Origin of the sequence: Streptomyces canus (assembly GCF_001514145.1) — a bacterium.
GTDB classification, from domain to species: domain Bacteria; phylum Actinomycetota; class Actinomycetes; order Streptomycetales; family Streptomycetaceae; genus Streptomyces; species Streptomyces canus.
The window spans coordinates 331,126-351,039 of record NZ_KQ948660.1 but is presented as its reverse complement, the minus strand read 5'-3'; the positions used below and the strand labels follow the sequence as shown (position 1 = coordinate 351,039).

At 72.6% G+C, this 19,914-nt stretch carries 18 protein-coding genes; 9 read left to right on the top strand and 9 right to left on the bottom strand.

Translation table 11 applies throughout. From position 1 onward, the window contains the following. Positions 1–83: 83 nt before the first annotated feature. Positions 84–680: a GNAT family N-acetyltransferase gene (locus AQJ46_RS18365; protein WP_059206618.1), complete on the top strand. Its 597-nt coding sequence runs from the start codon at positions 84–86 to the stop codon at positions 678–680. 39 nt (positions 681–719) lie between these two features. Next, positions 720–1,598: a GNAT family N-acetyltransferase gene (locus AQJ46_RS18360; RefSeq protein ID WP_059206617.1), complete on the top strand. Its 879-nt coding sequence runs from the start codon at positions 720–722 to the stop codon at positions 1,596–1,598. On the opposite strand, the gene AQJ46_RS18355 is transcribed toward AQJ46_RS18360, so the two are convergent. Together AQJ46_RS18355 and AQJ46_RS18350 are read right to left on the bottom strand one after the other, a co-directional pair. Next, a complete protein-coding gene (locus tag AQJ46_RS18355) occupies positions 1,577–2,242 on the bottom strand; it encodes a pyridoxine/pyridoxamine 5'-phosphate oxidase (RefSeq protein ID WP_059206616.1) in 666 nt (221 codons plus the stop codon). The two genes, AQJ46_RS18360 and AQJ46_RS18355, sit on opposite strands and share 22 nt — an antisense overlap. Positions 2,243–2,245: 3 nt before the next feature. Beyond that, the gene (locus AQJ46_RS18350; RefSeq protein WP_059206615.1) at positions 2,246–2,671 is read right to left on the bottom strand and encodes a pyridoxamine 5'-phosphate oxidase family protein; all 426 of its coding nucleotides are present in this window, start codon (positions 2,669–2,671) and stop codon (positions 2,246–2,248) included. 41 nt (positions 2,672–2,712) lie between these two features. On the opposite strand from AQJ46_RS18350, the gene AQJ46_RS18345 reads away from it, so the two are divergent. Beyond that, positions 2,713–4,035, top strand: coding sequence for a COG1361 family protein (locus AQJ46_RS18345; RefSeq protein WP_159064033.1), 1,323 nt, complete (start codon positions 2,713–2,715; stop codon positions 4,033–4,035). Here the strand turns inward: AQJ46_RS18345 and AQJ46_RS18340 are convergent. Further along, on the bottom strand, positions 4,032–5,201 hold the full coding sequence (locus AQJ46_RS18340) for a thiolase C-terminal domain-containing protein (RefSeq protein WP_059206613.1): 1,170 nt from the start codon (positions 5,199–5,201) through the stop codon (positions 4,032–4,034). The two genes, AQJ46_RS18345 and AQJ46_RS18340, sit on opposite strands and share 4 nt — an antisense overlap. 81 nt (positions 5,202–5,282) lie before the next feature. Here AQJ46_RS18340 and AQJ46_RS18335 point away from each other — a divergent pair, with 81 nt between their 5' ends. Further along, the gene (locus AQJ46_RS18335) at positions 5,283–6,818 is read left to right on the top strand and encodes an acyl-CoA dehydrogenase family protein (protein WP_059206612.1); all 1,536 of its coding nucleotides are present in this window, start codon (positions 5,283–5,285) and stop codon (positions 6,816–6,818) included. Continuing rightward, positions 6,815–7,285, top strand: coding sequence for a nitroreductase/quinone reductase family protein (locus AQJ46_RS18330; RefSeq protein ID WP_059206611.1), 471 nt, complete (start codon positions 6,815–6,817; stop codon positions 7,283–7,285). Before AQJ46_RS18335 ends, AQJ46_RS18330 begins: the two co-directional genes overlap by 4 nt. Before the next feature lie 73 nt (positions 7,286–7,358). Here AQJ46_RS18330 and AQJ46_RS18325 read toward each other — a convergent pair whose 3' ends face one another. Next, complete coding sequence (locus AQJ46_RS18325) at positions 7,359–7,994, bottom strand: TetR family transcriptional regulator (protein ID WP_059206610.1); 636 nt, start codon at positions 7,992–7,994, stop codon at positions 7,359–7,361. A gap of 135 nt (positions 7,995–8,129) precedes the next feature. Here AQJ46_RS18325 and AQJ46_RS18320 point away from each other — a divergent pair, with 135 nt between their 5' ends. The 3 genes from AQJ46_RS18320 to AQJ46_RS18310 all read left to right on the top strand — a co-directional run bounded on the left by AQJ46_RS18320 (position 8,130) and on the right by AQJ46_RS18310 (position 11,903). After that, positions 8,130–8,882, top strand: a complete 753-nt coding sequence (locus tag AQJ46_RS18320; protein ID WP_059206609.1) for a VOC family protein — start codon at positions 8,130–8,132, stop codon at positions 8,880–8,882. A 170-nt stretch (positions 8,883–9,052) separates the two neighbouring features. Next, positions 9,053–11,398 carry a serine/threonine-protein kinase gene (locus tag AQJ46_RS18315; RefSeq protein ID WP_059206608.1) on the top strand — a complete coding sequence of 782 codons (2,346 nt, stop codon included), beginning with the start codon at positions 9,053–9,055 and terminating at the stop codon, positions 11,396–11,398. Between the two features lie 73 nt (positions 11,399–11,471). Next, entirely contained in the window at positions 11,472–11,903 is a 432-nt protein-coding gene (locus tag AQJ46_RS18310; protein ID WP_225887349.1) for a hypothetical protein, read from the top strand. A gap of 2 nt (positions 11,904–11,905) precedes the next feature. Here AQJ46_RS18310 and AQJ46_RS18305 read toward each other — a convergent pair whose 3' ends face one another. Genes AQJ46_RS18305 through AQJ46_RS18295 form a run of 3 tightly spaced genes read right to left on the bottom strand, consistent with a single transcriptional unit; the run spans position 11,906 to position 14,236 of the window. Beyond that, positions 11,906–12,691: an enoyl-CoA hydratase/isomerase family protein gene (locus tag AQJ46_RS18305; RefSeq protein WP_059206606.1), complete on the bottom strand. Its 786-nt coding sequence runs from the start codon at positions 12,689–12,691 to the stop codon at positions 11,906–11,908. Beyond that, entirely contained in the window at positions 12,676–13,083 is a 408-nt protein-coding gene (locus tag AQJ46_RS18300; RefSeq protein WP_059206605.1) for a Zn-ribbon domain-containing OB-fold protein, read from the bottom strand. Before AQJ46_RS18300 ends, AQJ46_RS18305 begins: the two co-directional genes overlap by 16 nt. Before the next feature lies 1 nt (position 13,084). Next, the gene (locus tag AQJ46_RS18295; RefSeq protein ID WP_059206604.1) at positions 13,085–14,236 is read right to left on the bottom strand and encodes a lipid-transfer protein; all 1,152 of its coding nucleotides are present in this window, start codon (positions 14,234–14,236) and stop codon (positions 13,085–13,087) included. A 105-nt stretch (positions 14,237–14,341) separates the two neighbouring features. On the opposite strand from AQJ46_RS18295, the gene AQJ46_RS18290 reads away from it, so the two are divergent. Then, positions 14,342–15,892, top strand: a complete 1,551-nt coding sequence (locus AQJ46_RS18290; RefSeq protein ID WP_059206603.1) for a FadD3 family acyl-CoA ligase — start codon at positions 14,342–14,344, stop codon at positions 15,890–15,892. A gap of 83 nt (positions 15,893–15,975) precedes the next feature. On the opposite strand, the gene AQJ46_RS18285 is transcribed toward AQJ46_RS18290, so the two are convergent. Further along, on the bottom strand, positions 15,976–16,161 hold the full coding sequence (locus tag AQJ46_RS18285; protein WP_057608484.1) for a hypothetical protein: 186 nt from the start codon (positions 16,159–16,161) through the stop codon (positions 15,976–15,978). Between the two features lie 200 nt (positions 16,162–16,361). Then, complete coding sequence (locus tag AQJ46_RS18280) at positions 16,362–19,253, bottom strand: AfsR/SARP family transcriptional regulator (RefSeq protein WP_107117296.1); 2,892 nt, start codon at positions 19,251–19,253, stop codon at positions 16,362–16,364. Positions 19,254–19,914 lie beyond the last annotated feature (661 nt).

Here is a 19,914-nt window from a genome sequence, read left to right as displayed (position 1 = left end):
CGCCTTGACCTGGAGGCGGTCTTCCCGGACCGGGTACCGAAATTCAGGCCGCGCGGGGCGTCCGGGGCGGTTTGAATGGGCGGATGACCGACGTCGACGATCAGCACCTCATCCGCCCCTTCACCCCGCTGCACGGCCACGGCCTGCGCCTGTGCGCCTGGGACGCGGAATCCGGCGCCCAGGCCCAGGACTGGCTGCGCGGCGCGCTGGACCCCGAGTTCGGGCGCTGGAACACCCCTCTCACCCTGATCCACGACCTCGACGGCGCCCGTGCCGGCATGCGACGCAGGGCCGAACAGGCGGCGCAGGGCACAAGCGTGTCGTACCGGATCACGGACGAGTCGAGCGGTAAGACGCTCGGACACCTCGGCATCAACGTCATCGACCACGTCTTCCGCACCGCCCGCGTCGGCTACTGGGTGCTGCCCGAGGCCCGCGGCCACGGGGTCGCCACCCGCGCCCTCCGCCTCGGCGCCCACTGGGCCCTCACCGACCTCGGCCTGCACCGGCTGGAACTGGGCCACGCCCTCGGCCACGACGCCTCCTGCACCGTCGCCGAACGCTGCGGCTTCCGCTACGAGGGCACGCTGCGGGGCGCGATGTTCGAGGCGGGGCGGCACGACGCGTTCCGGGACGTGCACCTGCACGCCCGACTGGCGACGGACCCCGAGCCGTCGTAATTCGGAGGCGTCCGGCGCGCTCGCGCAGGATCATGAGACATGCCTCCCACAGCCTGGCACTCCACCGAAGACCTCGACGAGTTCCTCACCCGCGCCGGTGACTTCCTGCGCTCCCGCCCGGACCTGCACACCGTCGTCCTCACCGTGACCGAGGGGCTGCGCACCCGCGGGCTCCATGCGTACGGCGACGAGGCGCCCCTCTTCGGACTGCTGGAGGAGGACGGGAGCGTACGGGGGGCCTACTTCCGGACACCGCCGTACCGGCTGTATCTCACGCCCCTGACCACCGCGCGGGCCGACTCCCTCGCCGCCCATCTGACGGCCCTGGGCCATGCCGTGCCCGGTGTCAGTGCGGAGGCCGCGACCGCGGAAGGTTTCGCCGAGGCCTGGCGGCGCCGGACCGGGGCCGAGGCCGTGCCGTATCAGCGCCAGCGGCTGTACCGGCTGGACACACTGACCGAGCCGGAGCCGGTGCCACAGGGGCGGCCGAGGATCGCGGGGGAGGACGACCGGGAGCTGCTGGCGCGCTGGTTCGGCGAGTTCGTCCGGGACATCGGAGAGAGCGAGAACGACTCCGTGCGCGCCGAGTCCTGGGCCGACGCCCGCCTCGCCTACGGCGGAGTCACCCTCTGGGAGGCCCCCGACGGCACCCCCGTCTCCATGGCCGGCCTCACTCCGCCGGTCGCCGGCCAGATCCGGGTGGCGCCCGTCTACACCCCGGCAGGTCTCCGCGGCCGCGGGTACGCCGGTGCCGCCACCGCCGAGGTCAGCCGGCTGGCGCGGGAGCGGGGCGCCGACGAGGTGCTGCTCTTCACCGACCTGGCCAACCCGACCAGCAACGGCCTCTACCAGCGCATCGGTTACCGGCCGGTGGCGGACTTCGCGGTGTACGACTTTCAGGGCCAGAGCAGTTCCTGAGCCCAACCCCGATCCGCCCGACGGTAGTTGAGCCGGACGTGCCGCCTGCGCTCGTCCCCCTGGAAGAACTCCACCTCGTCCGGAAGCAGCCGGTACAGCGTCCAGGACGGCACCGGCACCTCCGGCTCCCGCTGCGCCCGCTCCCAGGCCTCCTCGGACATCCGGGCCAACTCCCCGAGCGAGCCAAGTACTTCGCTCTGCCGTCCGGTGAGCGCGGCGGCCAGCGCGCCGGTCGAGCGGGCGTGCAAATCGGCCTGGCCCTCCTCGGAGGGCGCGGCGCTCACCGGCCCCTTCACCCGCACCTGCCGGCCGAGGACCGGCCAGTAGAAGCCGAGGGCGGCGTACGGGCGTACCGACAGGTGTCCTCCCTTGCGGCTGTGGGAGTGGCTTGCGAAGGCCCAGCCGTCCTCGTCCGCGCCGTGCAGCATCACGGTGCGGACGTCCGGCCGGCCCTCCGCGTCCGCCGTCGCGAGGGACATGGTGTGCGGCTCGGTCTGCCCGGCGGCCACCGCCTCCGCGAACCAGGTGGTGAAGAGCTCCAGCGGGGTCGCGGGCGCGGTCGCGGGGTCGAAGGAGGGCAGCGAGGTGACCTCCGGGTCCCACACCCGCAGCGACCTGAGCAGTTCGTGAAGATCCGTTGCCATGCCTCAGACGGTACCGAGGTCGGACGTCACCCACCTTTCGGGCCGTATCCGGATGATCACCTGCTCGCCGTGGTTCTTCGAGGCGAACTCCACGTACCCGTCCACCTTCTCGGCCGGCAGGTAGCGGGCGGAGATCTCCCGGAGGTCTTCGAGGGTGCCCGGTCGGGTGTCGACGACCGGCCCCTCCACGGACACGTACCGGATGGTGGGCTCGACGCGCTCGACCAGCAGGGAGAAACGGCCGGCCGCCCGGATCAGTTCGTGCTTGCGGGAATCGCGCCCGGTCATGATCCAGATGTCACCACCGGGCGTGTACTGGTACCAGATCGGCAGAGCGAGCGGCGCGCGCTCCTCTCCGGCGTCGACCGCCAGCGCGGCGACATGCGGCTCGGCCAGGAACTGTTCACGTTGCTCACGAGTCAGGGCCATACAGTTCAGGGTACTTCGCACACCTGAGGGAGGGATGGTCGGTGAATCGCTTGTCCGGTACGGCAGTTGGCGCCGCCGGTGTCCTTCTGCTCGCGTCCCTGGCCGCCTGCGACTCCGGGGCGGCGCACTCCTCCCTCACCGTCCCCGAGCTCTTCTACCTGCGCCCCTACGGCGACAAGTCCGGCCCGAAGGACAAGATGCCCTTCTCCGTGACGGCCGAGGACGGGAACGGCCCCGGGGTCCGCCGGCTCACGGTGGAGGTGGCCCCCGACGGGCGGGACGTGGTCCGGCTGAAGAAGTACGGATCCTGCGAGGGCGACTCCGCGCATCTGACCTGTGAGGTCGACGGCGACTACAGCGACTGGGCGGACAGCGCCCGTGCGCAGCCGTACGGGGTCAAGGGCGCCGAGGCCGGTGCCACGGCCGTCGTCCGCTACACCTACACCACGAAGAGCGGCAGAAAGCTCACCGCACGGACCCGTTTCGTCGTCGGCGAGCCGGTGGTCGAGGCGGTGGCACCCGCGTACTCGAAGGATCTTCTGCGGCCCGGCTCCGAGCTAATCTCCCCGCTCGTCGTGCGGAACACCGGCGAGGTGCCGGTCAAGGGGCTGGGGATCGCGATGAGCGCCGACGGGACGGAGTTCACGCAGCGGTACGACAACTGCCGTTACCCCGAGCTGAGCAAGGGCCATCTCGCGGTGTGCGAGCTGCCGGAGGTGACCGTAGACCCGGGAGAGACGCTCGTCGTCCGCCCCGCCATGAGACTGCGCGTCCCCGCCGCGCAGATGTATCCCTCCTACGGCCGGGACGTCTGGGCCCTGGACATGGGCCCGGGGCAGTACCACAGCTATACGAAGGGCGGCGGCCCCGGCGACGGGCCGGCCCTGGAGGCCGAGCCCACCGCCGGCAGCGAGGGCACCTTCGTCGGGGGCGGCGGATCCACCCAGCTCGTCGTCGACACCCACGCCGACTACCAGGTCTCCGACGTCGAACTGCGCGGCGGTCCCGGCACCCGGCGCACCTTCCGCATCGAGGTCACCAACAACGGGCCCGCCGACGCCGGCACCACGGCCGAGCTGGTCTTCGAGCCGCCTTTCGAGCTGAGGGTGGTGAAGGAGCCCATGGAGGAGTACGACGACGGCGCTTACCGGGCGTACTGCGACAACAACGGCTTCACCTACACCTGCGAGGTGCCCGACCTGAAGCCGGGTGAGACCCGTTCCTTCGAGTTCACGGCCGAGCTCGGCGCCCCCGGCGAGGGCACCCTGAGCCTCCTGGAGAAGGCCCCCTCCAACCCGTGGGACGTGGGCCGCAGGGACCCGGACACCCCCAACGACAAGGCGACCATCAGAGTCGTGCCCTAACGCCCCAGCACCACCGTCCCCGACGAGCAGAACCAGCCCCCCGTCCCGGACGCCACCGCCAGATGCGGCGCCGACCCGTCCGGGCGCCGCACCTGCCGTGCGCCCGCCTCCCCGCGCAACTGCCGTACGGCCTCCACGAGGAGGAACAGCCCGCGCATGCCCGGGTGCTGGGCGGACAGCCCGCCGCCGTCGGTGTTCACCGGCAGGTCCCCGCCCTCGACCTTCAGCCGTCCCTTCTCCACGAAGGCACCGCCCTCGCCCTTGGCACAGAAGCCGAGGTCCTCCAGCGTCACCAGCGTCATATAGGTGAACGCGTCGTAGATCTGGGCGAGTTCGATCTCCTCGGGGCGCACCCCCGCCCGCTCGAAGGCCAGCCGTCCGCTCACCGCCGCCGGGGACACCGTGAAGTCGGGCCACTCGGACATGCTGACGTGCGAGACGTACTCCCCGGTGCCCAGCACCCAGACGGGAGCGGGACGGCAGTCCCGTACATACTCCTCGGCCGCGAGCAGCACCGCCGCGCCGCCGTCGGAGCGGATGCAGCAGTGCAGCTTGGTGAACGGGTCCGCGATCATCGGGCCCGAGAGGACGTCGTCGACGGTGATCGGGTCGCGGAACATCGCCTCGGGGTTCAGGGCCGCGTTGGCGCGGGCCTGGACCGCGACCTGCGCCAACTGCTCGATGGTCGTGCCGTGTTCGATCATGTGGCGGCGGGCCGCCATCGCGTACTTGGCGATCAGGGTGTGGCCGTAGGGCACCTCGAACTGCAGCGGGCCGCGGGCCCCGAAGGAGAGGGTGCCGGTGCGGCGGCCGGCCCTGATGTCGGCGCGGGCCGTGGAGCCGTAGACCAGCAGGACCGCGTTCGCGTGTCCGGCGGCGATCGCGTCGGCCGCGTGCGCCGCCATGACCTCCCAGGTGGCACCGCCGACCGAGGTCGAGTCGACCCAGGTGGGGCGCAGGCCCAGGTACTCGGCGATCTCGACGGGGGCGAGGGTGCCGGTGCCGGCCGAGGCGAGGCCGTCGACCAGCGAGCGGTCCAGTCCGGCGTCGGCCAGGGCGCGGCGGGCGGCCTGGGCGTGCAGGGTGTAGGGCGTCGCGTCGTCCACGCGGCCGCAGTCGGCCAGGGCCACTCCGGTGATCGCGACTTTCCGGCTCCCGGGGGGCATGAGGGCCTCCTGCCTCTGGGCATCTGGTGCGGGCGCTCCTAATATGACGGACCGTCAGATCGGGAGGGAAGAGGAAGAGCCATGGACGCTCGCTTCACCGCCGAACAGGACGAGATCCGACGTGCCGTGCGGGAACTGCTGCGGAGGCGTTGCGGGCCCGAGGAGTCGAGGCGTGCGGTCGACACTCCGGCCGGCCACGACCCGGCGCTGTGGACGGCCCTCGCCGAACAGCTGGGACTGCCGGGGCTGGCACTTCCCGAGACGTACGGCGGTGTGGGGTGCTCGGTGACGGAACTGGCACTGGCCTGCGAGGAGACGGGGCGGGTGCTGGCGCCCACGCCATTGCTGGGCACGGCGGTTCTCGTGGCCCCGCTGGTGCTGGCCCTGGGGACGGAGAGGCAGCGCGCCGATCTGTTGCCCCGCATGGCTTCCGGCGCTTTGACCGCCACCCTTGCTGCGCCCCCCGGGGCGGCGCTGGGGCTCACCGGCGACAACAGGGCCGAGTGGGCGGGCGGAGGGCGAGCGGGCGGGGTCCAGGCCCGGCCGTCCGGTGGCGCGGGTGGGGGTGCCGTCGCCAGTCCGCGCTCGGCCGGTGCCGCTCTCGGCGGGCCGGGAGGTGCCCCGGCGGCACGGCCGTCCGCGGCTGCGGAGGGCGTGGAAGCGCCCGTCGTCGTCGCCGGTCCGCGCGCGGCCGGTGCCACTCTGGGCGGGCCGGGAGGCGCCCCGACGGCAGGACCCTCCGCGGCTGCGGAGGGGGCGGGGGCGCCCGTCGCCACGCAGTCATCGCGAGCAACGGAGGGAGCGGGGCCGTCCGCCGCAACGCAGTCGTCGCGATCGGCCGCGGCTCCCTCGGCGTCGCAGCCGTCCCCGGTCGCGCGGTCGCTCCCCGAAGAGCAACCCCACGCTCCCGGCTGGCGGTTGTACGGCGAAGTCGACCAGGTCCTCGACGGGCACAGCGCCGATCTCCTGCTCGTGGCCGCCCATGCCGGAGGGTTCGCCCGGTCCCGTACCCTCCTCTTCCTCGTTCCCGGTGACGCCCCCGGGCTCGTGCGCACCCGGCAGCGCGCACTCGACGCCACCCGGCCGCAGGCCCGCGTCCAACTGCGGGACGTCGAAGCGGAGTTGCTCGGTGACGACGACGAGGCCGATGTCCTGGGGGCCCTCGCCCGCACCGGGGACACCGCCGCCGGCGTCCTCGCCTGTGAAGCCGTCGGGGCCGCCGACCGTGTGCTGGAGATGACCGTCGAATACGTCAAGCAGCGGGAGCAGTTCGGGCGGCCGGTCGGGTCCTTCCAGTCCGTGAAGCACCGGCTCGCCGATGTGTACGTGCAGCTTCAGGCGGCCCGTTCCGCGGCCTACTTCGCCGCCTGGGCCACCGTTCACGGCGAGCGGCGGGTCGGTGGGCTCGCCCTCGCCCAGGCCCTGGAAGCCCTGCATACGGCCGCCGCCGAGGGCATTCAGCTGCACGGAGGCATCGGGTTCACCTGGGAGCACGAGGCGCAGCGGTACTTCAAGCGCGCCACCGCGGACGAGCTGCTCTTCGGCTCCGCGCACCGGCTGCGGGCGCACGCCGCCGACGTGGCGCGGCTCTTCGAGCGGGCGGAGGTGTCGGTGTGATCGGGGAGCGGATCGTCCAGAAGGTGTCGTCCACGCGCGGCTTCGCCAAGGTCGCGCCGCACGTCATTCCGGCCCTGGACCGGGCCGTGCACCGCATCACGCGCGGGAAGTTCCTGCTCAGCGCGCAGATGCTGCCGGGGGTCGTGCTCACCTCGACGGGGGCGAGGAGCGGGCTGCCCCGCCGGACGCCGCTCGCCTGCATGCCCGAGGAGGAGGGCCGTACCTGGATCCTCATCGGCTCCAACTTCGGCCGCGACGGCCACCCCGCCTGGACCGCCAACCTGCTCGCCCACCCCGAGGCCTCGGTCAGCTGGAAGGGGCAGGACATCGAGGTGACGGCGACGCTGCTGACGGGGGAGGAGCGGGTGGCCGTGTGGAAGACCGCGCTGGCGTTCTGGCCGCCGTACGCCACCTATCAGGCACGGGTCGAGCGGGAGATACGGCTGTTCCGGATCACCCGCAGGTGAGGGCCGGACGCACGACAGGCGGCTGTCCACCCGTGTGAACAGCCGCCTGCCAGACAGGACTCGAGGAGGGCCGTTATTTCGTCGGCTTCTTGCCCGTCACGCCCAGGTGCACCAACAGCGCCAGATTCGGCTTGAGTTCGGCCTGCTTGACGCCCCAGGTCTGGAAGCCCTTCTGGTGCGAGGCCACCGCCGCGAGCATCGCGACGAGGGAACCCGCGACCGCGGCCGGGTTGACGTCCTTGTCGACCTTGCCCTTGGACTGGAGCTCGGTGACCGCGTCCACGAGGGAGTTGTTCACCGAGTTGAGGATCTTCATGCGGATCTTGTAGAAGCGTTTGTCGCCTTCGGCGGCGCCGAGGTCGACCACGCGCAGGATCGCGTCGTTCCTGCGCCAGAACTCCAGGAAACCGTCCACGAGTTCCTGCGCGGTCTGCCATCCCGCCTTGCCGACCCACGACCGGCCTTCGAGCAGTTGCGTCAACTGGCCGCCCTCGGTGGCCATTTGCTCGGCGATCTCCAGGACGGCGCCCTCGACGTCCGGGAAGTACTGGTAAAAGGTCGCGGGTGAAGTGCCCGCCTTGCGGGCGACATCGATGACCTTGACGTCCCGGTAAGGGGAGGAGCTGAGCATCTCGCTGAGGCAGTCGAGCAGCTTCTGCCGGGTCGCCTGCCCACGCCGGCCGGCCACACGGCCGTCGACGGTACGCACTTGTCCTGTCATGCCGTCAGCTTACCGAGGGGTGATCGGAGCGCGATTCGGCCGACTGCAAATGGGGTGCGCGGGGCCGGGGAGGCGGGTGTACCTGGTCCTGCGGGGTGCGTGCGTCGCCGTTACTTTGACGGTATGGCCGAAAACAGGGCATCCGCAGACGGAACGGGATACGGCGAGGGCGTCCCCTGCTGGCTGGACGCGCAGCTTCCCGACGTGGCCGCCGGACAGCGGTTCTACGGTGAGCTCTTCGGCTGGACCTTCCACGACCGTCCGGACGTCCACGGGGGTTCCGTATGGGCCCACCACAAGGGCCGCCCCGTCGCCGCCCTCGCCCACAAGACGGACGGGCGGATGCCCACCGTGTGGACGGTCTACTTCGCCACCCCGGACATCGAGGGCCTCGCCGACCGGATCTGGGCGGCCGGCGGACAGGTCGTCACCGCGCCCATGCCGGTGGCGGAGCTGGGTACGTCCGCGCTGGTCACCGATCCGGAGGGGGCCGTCTTCGGTCTCTGGGAGCCGGGCGGCCACCCTGGTTTCGGCGCACGGCACGAGCCCGGCACCTTCGCCTGGGTCGAGCTGTACGCGCGGGACACCGAGGCCGCCAACACCTTCTACGGCGGGCTCTTCCACGACGCCCTCTTCGGACCCGAGGCCCACCCCGACTTCGGCCGCGCCCCGGTCTCCGACGTCTTCCCCGCCGAGATGCCGCCCCACTTCCTCGTGCACTTCGGGGTCGAGGACTGCGAGGCCGTGCTCGGGACGGTCGGCCGGCTCGGCGGGCGGGTCCAGGCGCCGCCATTCGAGACGTCGTACGGAAAAGTGGCCGTCGTCACCGACAATCAGGGAGCGTCGTTCGCCATTCTGGAGCGATCGGAGCGGTAGAAGCTTCCGCTTTGAGGAGAGACATCCCATTTGACCCCGGGTTCGCCACCAGGCCTCCGGCCAGGAAGAATCAGGGTTGCGTGCCGCCATGGCGGTGCGGTGGTGAGACGCTGCACGGGGTCGCGTACATATGTGGGTGGCGCGGCTTGTACGGGGAGGTGGCAGGCAGAGTGGTGGATCAGCTGACGCAGCACGATCCGCGCAGGATCGGGCCGTTCGAGGTGCTGGGACGGCTGGGTGCCGGCGGCATGGGGCTGGTCTATCTCGCGCGCTCGGCGTCGGGCCGGCGGGTGGCGATCAAGACGGTCCGTACGGAACTCGCCGAGGACCAGCTCTTCCGGGTCCGCTTCACCCGCGAGGTGGAGGCGGCCCGGGCGGTCTCCGGTTTCTACACGGCCGCCGTGGTCGACGCCGACCCGCGCGCGGCCGTGCCGTGGCTGGCCACGGCGTACGTCCCCGCGCCCTCCCTCGAAGAGATAGTGAACGACTGCGGGCCGCTTCCGGCCCAGGCGGTGCGCTGGCTCGCGGCGGGCGTCGCGGAGGCGCTGCAGTCCATCCACGGCGCCGGGCTGGTCCACCGTGACCTCAAGCCCTCCAACGTCCTGGTGGTCGAGGACGGCCCCCGGGTGATCGACTTCGGCATCGCGTCCGGCGTCTCGAACACCCGTTTGACGATGACGAACGTCGCCGTCGGCACCCCCGCCTACATGTCCCCCGAGCAGGCGAAGGACTCCCGCAGCGTCACCGGCGCGAGCGACGTCTTCTCGCTCGGCTCCATGCTGGTCTTCGCCGCCACCGGCCACCCGCCCTTCCACGGTGCCAACCCGGTCGAGACGGTCTTCATGCTGCTGCGCGAGGGCCCCGACCTCGAGGGCCTCCCGGACGAGCTGCGTCCGCTCATCGAGTCCTGTATGCAGATGGAGGCCACGGGGCGCCCCAACCCGGCCGACCTCCAGGCCCAGCTGGCACCCCACCTCTTCGGCTCCGGCTCGGACGACAGCGGTACGGCGTCGGCGTGGCTGCCCGAGAAGGCCGTCGCCATGATCGAGACGCGGCGCGGCGGGCGCCCGGTGCCCACCCAGCCGGGTGGTGCCCGCAGCGGAGGCGGCCGCCCCGCCGTACCGCCCCCGCCCGCCTACGACCCGCCGCCCGCTCCCGTCCCCGTCGGCGCCCCCGACGCCGGCCCCGTGCGCCTCGCCGGTGCCCAGGTGCCCATCGGGCCCGGACCGCGCGTCGCCGACGCCCGTGCCGCCGCCGTGAAGGCGCCCCCGCCGGAGGCCGGCCTGGTCGCCACCTGGTCCCGGCCGCGCCCCGGTGTCAACGGCACGGAGCCCGCCGTGGGCCCCGCCGTACCGGCACCCCCGCCCGCGCCCCCGGAGAACTCGGGCGGCTGGCGGCCCTGGCGGTTCCGCATGTCGAACGACGTGTGGGGCACCCCGGCCGTCGCCGGGGACCTCGTCTACGTCACCTCCTTCGAGGTGCACGCCCTCGACGTCGGCACCGGCCGCCGTCGCTTCAAGACGCGGGACGTGGCCTGGTCGATGGCGGTCGCGGACGGCCGGATCCACGCCTCCGACGGCCCCACGCTCTTCGCCCTCGACGCCCGCGAGGGCGCCGACCAGTGGCGGCTGAGCACGGACGCGTGGGTGTACTCCCTCAAGGCCGAACGCGGGACGGTGATCACCGGGACCCGCGGCGGTGGCGTACAGGCCTGGGAGGCCGCCACCGGACAGAAGCTCTGGGAGCTGGCCGGCTGCCAGACCGACTTCGAGTCCCCCGAGGCCGGCCCCGCGCTCCACGAGGGCACGGTCTACGTCTGGCAGGAGGGCCGCCTGCGGGCTCTGGACGCCCGCACCGGCGAGGAGCGCTGGGCGTTCCCCATCGGCGACGCCGCCTCCTGCGCCGGGGTGCCGGTCCGGGTGGCCCAGGCCCACGACGGGTTCGTGTACATCTCGGCCGGGACGCGCGTCATGGCCCTCGACGTGGCGAGCGGACGGGTGCGCTGGCACTTCGAGGCCCCGGCGGTCTTCCTGTGCCCGCCGACCTTCGTCCCGGGGGCCGCGGTCACGGGCGGCGGGGTCTACCTCGCCGACTACCTCGGCACGGTGTACGCCCTCGACGCGACCGACGGCCGCGACCGCTGGCGCATCGCCACCGAGGCCCGGACGTCCGTCGAGCCGGTGCTGGTGGCCGGGGGACATGTCCATGTGGGCAGCGGCAAGGGGCTGTACACGCTGGACGCGGTCACCGGTACGCCGAAGTGGCGGTTCCAGGCGGGCGGGGACATCGTGGGGGCGCCCGCGGTGGCCGAGGGGCGGATCCACTTCGGCTCCACGGACCATCTGCTCTACACCCTGAAGGCCGACGACGGCCGGCTGCGCTGGAAGCTCGCGACCGGCGGGGAGATCACCGGGTCGCCGGTGGTCAAGGACGGGGTCGTGTACGCGTGCAGCAAGGACCGGTGTGTGTACGCGCTGGACGCGGAGAAGGGGACGGGGACGGCCAGGGCCACCTGAGCGCGATGTCGGAGGCCCCCGTTAGAGTGATCGCATGCATTCACGGGGGCGTGTTCTCAAATTTGCGGCAGTCATGGCAGCGGTGGTGCTCGCGCTGACCGGGTTCTCCAGCGGGCACAAGAGCGGGCGGCACAAGAGCAGCCACAGCGACAGTGACAGCGGCGGTGGCTGCAGCAGCTCCCGCCAGAAGCACGACAGCTATACACCCCGCTCCACCAGCACCCGCAGCAGCTCGACACTCAGGGACGGCACGGCGAGGGTGGTGAGCTGCGCCACGAAGGCGACCCCCTACACGACTGTCGAGGTCACCAACCCGAACAGCAGTCAGGCGACCTTCGAGGTCGAGTTCTCCTTCACCGACGCATCCGGCCGGACGCTGAGCTCTGTGGACAAGCGGATCACGGTGCCCGCCAGAGGCACGTCGAAGATCCAGGTGCAGGCGAGTGGGGCCGTCCTGGCGAAGCTCGACCGCTGCTGGGTCGAGCCGGAAGCCGACGTGGTGTAGCGCTAGCGCGACCTGAATCCCGACCGCCGGGAACGGAACAGTTCGGCCTGGCGGTCCGGGGGGAGGTTCCCGAGCGAGACGAGGTGCGGGGCCTGGGCGAAGCCCTGTTTCACGGCGGCCTCCTTGGCGGCCCAGAGCGCGCGGACCGTGCCCTGCACCCCTTCCGGCGGATACCCGGCGATGATCTCGGCGGCGGCGGCCGCGGCGGCCAACGCGCCGCCCGGTGCCGTGAGTTCGGTGACGAGCCCGACGGCGTGGGCGCGCTCGGCGGAGAGCCGTTCCGCCGTCCCCATCAGCGCCATGCGCGCGGCCTCCCCGTGCGGCATGACCTGCGCCATGAGCACCGACTCGTAGGCGCTGACCATCCCGTAGGTGGTGTGCGGGTCGAAGAAGGTGGCGGCCGGGTCGGCGACGAGGAAGTCGCTCTCGCCCAGGAGGTAGAAGGCGCCACCGCAGGCCATCCCGTTCACGGCGGCGATGACCGGTTTCCAGAGGTCGTTGGACTTCGGGCCGATGTGGAGAAGCGGATCATCCGCCATGTAGGGGGAGTTGGGCTGCGGAACCTCGGCGTCCCGGTCCAGTCCCGTGCAGAAGGCCCGCTCCCCGGCACCGGTCAGGACCACGGTCCGTACGGAGTCGTCGAACCGTAACTCGCGCCAAGCGGCGATGAGTTCGTCCCGCATGCTCAGGTCGATGGCGTTCAGCCGGTGCGGCCGGTCGAGGGTGACGACGGCGACACCGGTGTCCTTGTCGGCGCTGACCCGCAGGCCGGTCACGACAGCACCCACTGCGGAAGCCCGTCGGCGAACACCACGTGCACCCGGGCGCCGATCCGGATCCGGCCCGGATCGAGGGAGTCCAGCGGTGCCCCGGCCGCGGTGACCAGATTCCCGACCAGCCGTATCCGAGGAGCCTCCTCCAACTCGACGACGACCACGTTGTACGGCGCCTGCGCCGCGTAGTCGGGCAGGAGGGGTGGGTGGGGGACGACGTAGGACCAGACGCGGCCGCGCCCCGAGACCGGGCGCCACTCCTCGGCGAACGACCGGCAGTGCGGGCAGCAGGGACGGGGCGGAAAGCGGAGTTCCCCGCAGTCGGCGCAGGCCTGGACGCGCAGTTCACCCCGGGCGGCGTAATCCCAGAAGGGGGCGCCCGTGGTGTCCTTCACCGGTTCGAGCATGTCAGCTCCTGTTGGTCAGCAGCAGGGCGGAGGTGGGGACGCCCTCGCCGGCGGTGACGAGGCAGGTGGTGGCGTCCGGTACCTGGGCGGTGCTGGTCCCGCGTAGTTGCCGTACGCCCTCGTCGATGAGGTTGAAGCCGTGCACGTAGGCCTCGGACAGCCCCCCGCCGGAGGTGTTGATCGGCAGCCGTCCGCCGATCTCCAGGGCCCCGCCCTCCGTGAAGGAACCGCCCTCTCCGCGACCGCAGAATCCGTAGCCCTCCAGGGACAGCGGGACGAGGGAGGTGAACGCGTCGTAGATCTGCGCCACGTCGACGTCCTGCGGGGTGAAGTCGGCGTGTTTCCACAGGTGCCGGGCGGCGGTCCAGGCGGGGCCGGTGAGCGGGTCGTCGTTCCAGTAGTTGACCATGCCGTGGTGCTGGGCGGGCAGGCCCTGGGCGGCGGAGTGGACGTAGACGGGGGTGTTCGGGCAGTCGCGGGCGCGCTCCCGGCCGACCAGCACACAGGCCAGTGCCCCGTCCGTCTCGAGGCAGTTGTCGAAGAGGCACAGGGGTTCGCTGATCCAGCGGGAGGACATGTACATCTCGCGGGTCAGGGGACGGTCGTACATGATCGCGGCGGGGTTCTGGTTGGCGCGGTTGCGGCAGGCGAGGGCGACGTTGAAGAGGTGGTCGCGGGTGGCTCCGTACTCGTGCAGGTAGCGGCGGGTGAGCATGGCGATCTCGTCGGCGGGGCGGAGCAGACCGAAGGGTCTCGTCCACTGGGCCGGGGTGGGGAGCTGGACGGTGGTGTTGGTCCAGGGGCGGGGCCCCGAGCCGCGCTTCCGCGACCGCCAGGCGACGCCGACGCTCGCCTGGCCGCTCGCGATCGCCGCCGCGAGATGCGCGACCGTGGCGCACGAACCGCCGCCGCCGTAGCCGACCTTGCTGAAGAAGGTGAGGTCACCGAGGCCGACGGCCTTGGCCAGCTCGACCTCGTCCGTCTCCTCCATGGTGTACGAGGCCAGGGCGTCGACCTCGCCGGGGGCGATCCCGGCGTCGTCGAGGGCGGCGAGAACGGCCCGGCAGGCCAGGGTTCTCTCGTCCTCGGCGAGGCGTTTGGCGAACGGGGTCCGTCCGATACCGACGATCGCCGTGGCGTCCTTGAGGGTCACGCTGCACGCACCTCCGCACACTGTGAGGCCTGCTGACAGCCCGTCAGGCTACAGCTAATCTGACGGGTAGTCAGCTAATGCGTTTCCGCTTTCGGGGAGGCCGATGTGGAGTGGCGGAGCATCCCGGAGCTGGTGGCCCGGGCCGCGGAGCGGTACGCCGCCGCGGAGGCGGTCGTGGAGGGCCGGAACCGGGTCACGTACGGCGAGTTGGGCGCCCGCGTGGAGCGGGCGGCGGCCGCGTGCATCGCGAACGGCGTGCGGCCGGGCGACCGGGTGGCGGTCTGGGCCCCCAACTCCCTGGACTGGATGGTCGCGGCGCTGGGCGCGGTGTCGGCGGGCGCGGTCCTGGTGCCCCTCAACACCCGCTTCAAGGGCGCCGAGGCGGCGGATGTGCTGCGCCGGAGCGGGACCCGGCTGCTGTTCGTGACCGGCACCTTCCTGGGCACGTCGTACGTGGCGTCCCTGCGCCGGGCGGTCGCGGAGGGGCCGGCACTGCCGGAGCTGGAGCAGGTGGTGGTGCTGTCGGACGACGCCCCGGCGGACTTCCGTACCTGGAAGGACTTCCTGGCGAGCGGGGACGGGGTCGGTCAGGCCGAGGTGCGGGCCAGGGCCTCGGCGGTCGAGGGGTCCTGGCCCTCGGACATCGTCTTCACCTCCGGGACCACCGGCCGCCCCAAGGGCGCGGTGATCACCCACGAGCAGACCTTGCGGGCGTACGACGTCTGGTGCGATCTGGCCGGACTGCGGCAGGGCGACCGCTACCTGATCGTGAACCCCTTCTTCCACACCTTCGGCTACAAGGCCGGCGTGATCGCCTGTCTGATGCGCGGGGCGACGATGATCCCGCAGTCGGTGTTCAACGTCGACACCGTGCTGGCGAACATCGCGGCGGAACGGGTCTCGGTACTGCCGGGCCCACCGACCCTCCACCAGTCGCTCCTCGACCATCCGGCGCGGTCCTCCTACGACCTGTCCGCCCTGCGCTTGGTGGTGACGGGCGCGGCCGTGGTGCCGTTGCGTTTGGTCGAGCAACTGCACGGCGAGCTGGGCGTGGAGACGGTCCTGACCGCGTACGGCCTCTCGGAGGCGAGCGGCATCGTGACGATGTGCCGGAGCGGCGACCCGCTGCCGGTGATCGCGTCGACGTCCGGGCGGGCCATCCCCGGGACGGAGGTGCGGGTCGAGGCGCCGGCCGGCGAGCCCGGCGAGGTCCTGGTCCGCGGCTTCAACGTGATGCGCGGCTACTACGAGGACGAGGCGGCCACCGCGGAGGCCGTGACGGAGGACGGCTGGCTGCGCACGGGTGACATCGGCGTCCTGGACGCGGCGGGCAACCTGCGGATCACCGACCGGCTGAAGGACATGTTCATCGTGGGCGGCTTCAACGCCTACCCGGCGGAGATAGAGCAACTCCTCGGGCTGCACCCGGCCGTGGCCGACGTGGCGGTCGTCGGCGTGCCGGACGCACGGCTCGGCGAGGTCGGCAGGGCGTACGTGGTCCGCCGCCCGGGCTCGGTCCTCACCGCCGACGACCTCATCGCCTGGGCCCGCCGCGAGATGGCGAACTACAAGGTGCCCAGGACCGTGGAGTTCGTGACGACGCTGCCGCGGAACGCGAGCGGGAAGGTGGTGAAGGGGGAGCTGCGCCGGTCCTGAGCGGGCCGGCCCGGACATGCCTCGGCCGCGACGGCTCCCCCTCCGCGCCGCCGCGGCCGATCCCCGTGCGAGGTAAGTCCTTGTCAGGCCTTCTCGTCCGTGGCGTGGTTGTCGAGCGGCTTGACCGTGCCGTCCGTACCGGCGGCCAGGGTGACGACCTTCTCGGCGCCGGTGGCGTGGTTGTCGAGCGGCTTGACCTCGTCCTCGGTCCCCGTGGCGTGGTTGTCGAGCGGCTTGACCGTGCCGTCCTGCTTCTCGGTTGCACTCATGGGTGGTGACTCTCCCGTTTGTGTGATGGGCGAAGCCCGCCCGGCGACTCCCCCGAGGGTCGCCGGGCGGTCATGTCAGGGTCGGTAACCCTAGCGATGGAGACCACCGCTGACCCGTCTGCCCCCCGACGCGACGGATCGACAACCTGAGGGTGCCGTGCGGCGATAAACGAACGATGAACGCCGGTCCGCCGGGCGCCCTACACGGTGGCCGACGGGGTGAGCAGGAGCCGTACGTCGGCCGCCTCCGGCGAGCCCAGCTGCTCGAAGATACCGAGCGCCTCCTGCCAGCACGCCTCCGCCCGGCCGGGCTGCCCGAGCCCGCTGAGGGCGCGGCCGAGGACGGTGAGGACGTTGCCGCGCCGCCACTCGCCGCCGATGCCCCGCAGTACGGCCAGGGCCTGCTCGGTCAGGGCGGCGGCCTGCGCGGGCCGGTGGCCGACGAGGTGCGCCTCGGCGAGCCGGAAGAGCGTCATGCCCTCCCACAGCCGCTGTCGGCTGTCACGGAAGACCTCGAGCGCCTCGGTCAGCCGGTCCACGGCGGCGTCCAGGCGCCCCTGTCCGGTGAGCGCCAGGCCCAGCGCGTACCGGCCGTTCGCGCCGCGCAGCGCGTGCCCCAGCCGGTCGTAGATGACGATGCCCTGCTGGGCGAGCTCCACGGCGCTGGTGCTCTGCCCCATGGCCAGATGGATGCGGGAGAGGTTGCACAGCGCGCTGGCCTCGCCCGCGAGGTTCCGGTCGAGCCGGAAGCTCTCGATGGCCTCCTGCAGGTACGCCTCGCCCTCGGGGTGACGCCCTTGGTAGAGCGCGATGATCCCGCGGTCGTTGGCGGCCCAGCAACGGGGCGCCAGGTCGTCCGCCGCGCGGGCGAGGTCCATGGCCAGCCGGGCTTCCGCATCCGCCTGCTCGAAGCGGCCGGCGACGAGATGGACGTTGGTCAGCGTGGTGAGCGCACGCGCGCGGCTGCGCGGGTCGTCCGCCGCGTCGGCCGCGTCCCGCAGGGCGACGGCGGCGACCTCGTACTGCTTGGAGTTGGCCCCCGACTCGGCCAGGTCCTTCGCCACCCACAGCAGATCCACCGCCCGTCGCAGCAGGGCCCCCTTCGCGCACTGCTGGACGAAGGCGAGCAGGGCGTTGGCCTCCGCGTACAGCCAGTCCTGGGCGGTGTGGCGGTCCTCGAAGGACAGCCCGGGGTAGCGGATCTCCTCCAGGTGCTCCACCAGCCGGTCGCCGGGACGCTCGATGGCGTACACGGCCGCCGCGGTCGCGAGATAGAAGTCCAGCAGCCGCGACAGCGCGGCCTCTCGCTCGCTGGGCGGCCACTCGTCCCGCTCGGCGCACGCACGCGCGTAGAGCCGTACGAGATCGTGGAACCGGTAGCGGCCGGGCGCCGCCGATTCCAGCAGGGAGGTGTCGACCAGGGCCTCCAGGAGGTCCTCGGTGTCCTCCGCGGGGAGATCCAGCACCGCGGCGGCCGCGGCCAGCGAGATGTCCGGGCCGTCGGCGAGGCCCAGCAGGCGGAAGGCGCGGGCCTGGGCGGGCTCCAGCTGGCCGTAGCCGAGTTCGAAGGTGGCCTTCACCGCGAGGTCGCCGGCCTGGAGTTCGTCGAGGCGGCGGCGTTCGTCGGCGAGCTTCGCCGCGAGGACGGAGACCGTCCAGGTGCGGCGGGCCGCCAGGCGGGAGGCGGCGATGCGGATGGCGAGCGGGAGGAACCCGCAGGCGGCGACCACGTCGAGGGCGGCCTTGCGCTCGGAGGCGACCCGTTCCTCGCCGACGATCTTGGTGAACAGCTGGAGGGCCTCGTCGGGGGACATCACGTCCAGGTCGACCAGGTGGGCTCCGGCGAGGTCGACCATGCGGACCCGGGAGGTCACCAGGGCCGCGCAGCCTTCCGTGCCCGGCAGCAGGGGCCGTATCTGGGCCGCGTCGCGCGCGTTGTCGAGCAGGACGAGGACCCGGCGGCCGTCGAGGACCGAGCGGTACAGGGCGGACCGCTCCTGGAGGGAGTCCGGGATCGCGGAGTCGGCGGTGCCGAGGGCTCTGAGGAAGGCGCCGAGGACCGTCTCCGGTTCGGCCGCCCGGGAGCCCGCGCCCTGGAGGTCGACGTAGAGCTGCCCGTCGGGGAAGGCCGCGCGGCACTGGTGGGCCACGTGCACCGCGAGGGTGGTCTTGCCGACGCCTCCGATGCCGGCCAGCGCGGAGACCGCCATCACGTGGCCCTCGGATCCGGAGGCGAGCACCTGGCTCAGTTCGGTGACGAAGGCCGCGCGTCCGGTGAAGTCGGGGACGGTGGCCGGGAGTTGTGCGGGGCGGACGGGGGCGGCGACCGGTTCGGGCTGCGGGGAGGCGGGGGCCGCGAGGCCGGGGTCGGCCCGGAGGATGCGCTGCTGGAGTTCGCGCAGGCCGGGGCGGGGGTCGACGCCGAGTTCGTCGGCGAGCAGGCGGCGGGTGTCGGCGTAGACCGCGAGGGCCTCCGCCTGGCGGCCGGAGCGGTACAGGGCCAGCATGAGCAGCTCGCGCAGGCGTTCGCGCAGGGGGTGTTCGGCGGTGAGGGCGGTGAGTTCGGAGACCGCCTCCGCGTGGCAGCCCTGCTCCAGGTCCATGTCCAGGCGGGTTTCCAGGAGTTGCAGCCGCCACTCCTGAAGGCGCACGCGCTGTGCCTCGGCGTACGGCCCCGGCACTCCCGCGAGCACCTCGCCGTCCCACAGGGCCAACGCCCGGGTCAGCGCGTCCCGCGCATGGCGCAGGTCCCCGGCGCTGCGGGCCTTCTCCGCCTCGGTGGCCAGTTCCTGGGCGGCGGCGAGGTCGAGCGCGTCCTCGCCGAGCCCGCGGATCGCGTACCCGGTGGACTCGCTGACCAGGATCCCGGGGTCGAGGACCTTGCGGAGCCGGGAGGCGTACGTGCGCACGGCGGCCAGGGCCTGGGAGGGCGGTTCCTCCCCCCACAGGGCGTCGATCAGCTCGGCGGCGGTCGCGGTACGTCCCTCCCGCAGCAACAGGGCGGCAAGCAGGGCGCGTTGCTGGGGCGACCCGGTGTTCAACAACTCCTCACCCCGCCGGGCCCGCACCGGCCCGAGCACACTGAACCGCAGCGGGGCGGGCGCCGTCGCGGGGTTGGTGTGCTGCTCGGATCCGGTGGCGGGGTTGGTGTGTTGCCGGACTCCCGCCACGGGGCCGGTGCCCTCCCCGACTCCCGCCACGGCTCCGGCCGCGGAGCCCGTGTCCTTCCCGGCTCCGGCCGCAGGGCCCGCGTGTTGCCCGGCTTCCGCCGCAGGGTTCGTGTCCTCTCCGACTCCGGTCGCGGGGCTGGTGTGTTGTCCGGTTCGCGGCGCAGGGTTCGTGTCCTCCTCGACTCCGGTCGCGGGGCTCGTGTGCTGACCGGCCCCCGCCGCGAGGCCCGCATGTTGCCCGGCTTCCGCCGCGGAGCCCGGGCCCTCCCCGACTCCCGCCACGGCTCCGGCCGCGGAGCCCGTGTCCTTCCCGGCTCCGGCCGCAGGGCCCGCGTGTTGCCCGGCTTCCGCCGCAGGGTTCGTGTCCTCTCCGACTCCCGCCACGGGGCTGGTGTGTTGTCCGGCTCGCGGCGCGGGGTCCGTGTCCTCCTCGACTCCGGTCGCGGCTCCGGCCGCGGAGCCCGTGTCCTTCCCGGCCCCCGCCGCGAGGCCCGCATGTTGCCCGGCTTCCGCCGCGGAGCCCGGGCCCTCCCCGACTCCCGCCACGGGGCCCGCATGTTGCACGGCTCCGCTCGCGGGGTCC

What these genes read in the sequence shown, in the direction of transcription:
- AQJ46_RS18360 (WP_059206617.1), top strand. Translation starts at nt 720, where the DNA reads ATGCCTCCCACAGCCTGGCACTCCACCGAAGACCTCGACGAGTTCCTC.
- AQJ46_RS18300 (WP_059206605.1), bottom strand. Translation starts at nt 13,083, where the DNA reads ATGCTCGAACCGGTGAAGGACACCACGGGCGCCCCCTTCTGGGATTAC.
- AQJ46_RS18355 (WP_059206616.1), bottom strand. Translation starts at nt 2,242, where the DNA reads ATGGCAACGGATCTTCACGAACTGCTCAGGTCGCTGCGGGTGTGGGAC.
- AQJ46_RS18285 (WP_057608484.1), bottom strand. Translation starts at nt 16,161, where the DNA reads ATGAGTGCAACCGAGAAGCAGGACGGCACGGTCAAGCCGCTCGACAAC.
- AQJ46_RS18320 (WP_059206609.1), top strand. Translation starts at nt 8,130, where the DNA reads ATGGCCGAAAACAGGGCATCCGCAGACGGAACGGGATACGGCGAGGGC.
- AQJ46_RS18365 (WP_059206618.1), top strand. Translation starts at nt 84, where the DNA reads ATGACCGACGTCGACGATCAGCACCTCATCCGCCCCTTCACCCCGCTG.
- AQJ46_RS18350 (WP_059206615.1), bottom strand. Translation starts at nt 2,671, where the DNA reads ATGGCCCTGACTCGTGAGCAACGTGAACAGTTCCTGGCCGAGCCGCAT.
- AQJ46_RS18340 (WP_059206613.1), bottom strand. Translation starts at nt 5,201, where the DNA reads ATGCCCCCCGGGAGCCGGAAAGTCGCGATCACCGGAGTGGCCCTGGCC.
- AQJ46_RS18310 (WP_225887349.1), top strand. Translation starts at nt 11,472, where the DNA reads ATGGCAGCGGTGGTGCTCGCGCTGACCGGGTTCTCCAGCGGGCACAAG.
- AQJ46_RS18335 (WP_059206612.1), top strand. Translation starts at nt 5,283, where the DNA reads ATGGACGCTCGCTTCACCGCCGAACAGGACGAGATCCGACGTGCCGTG.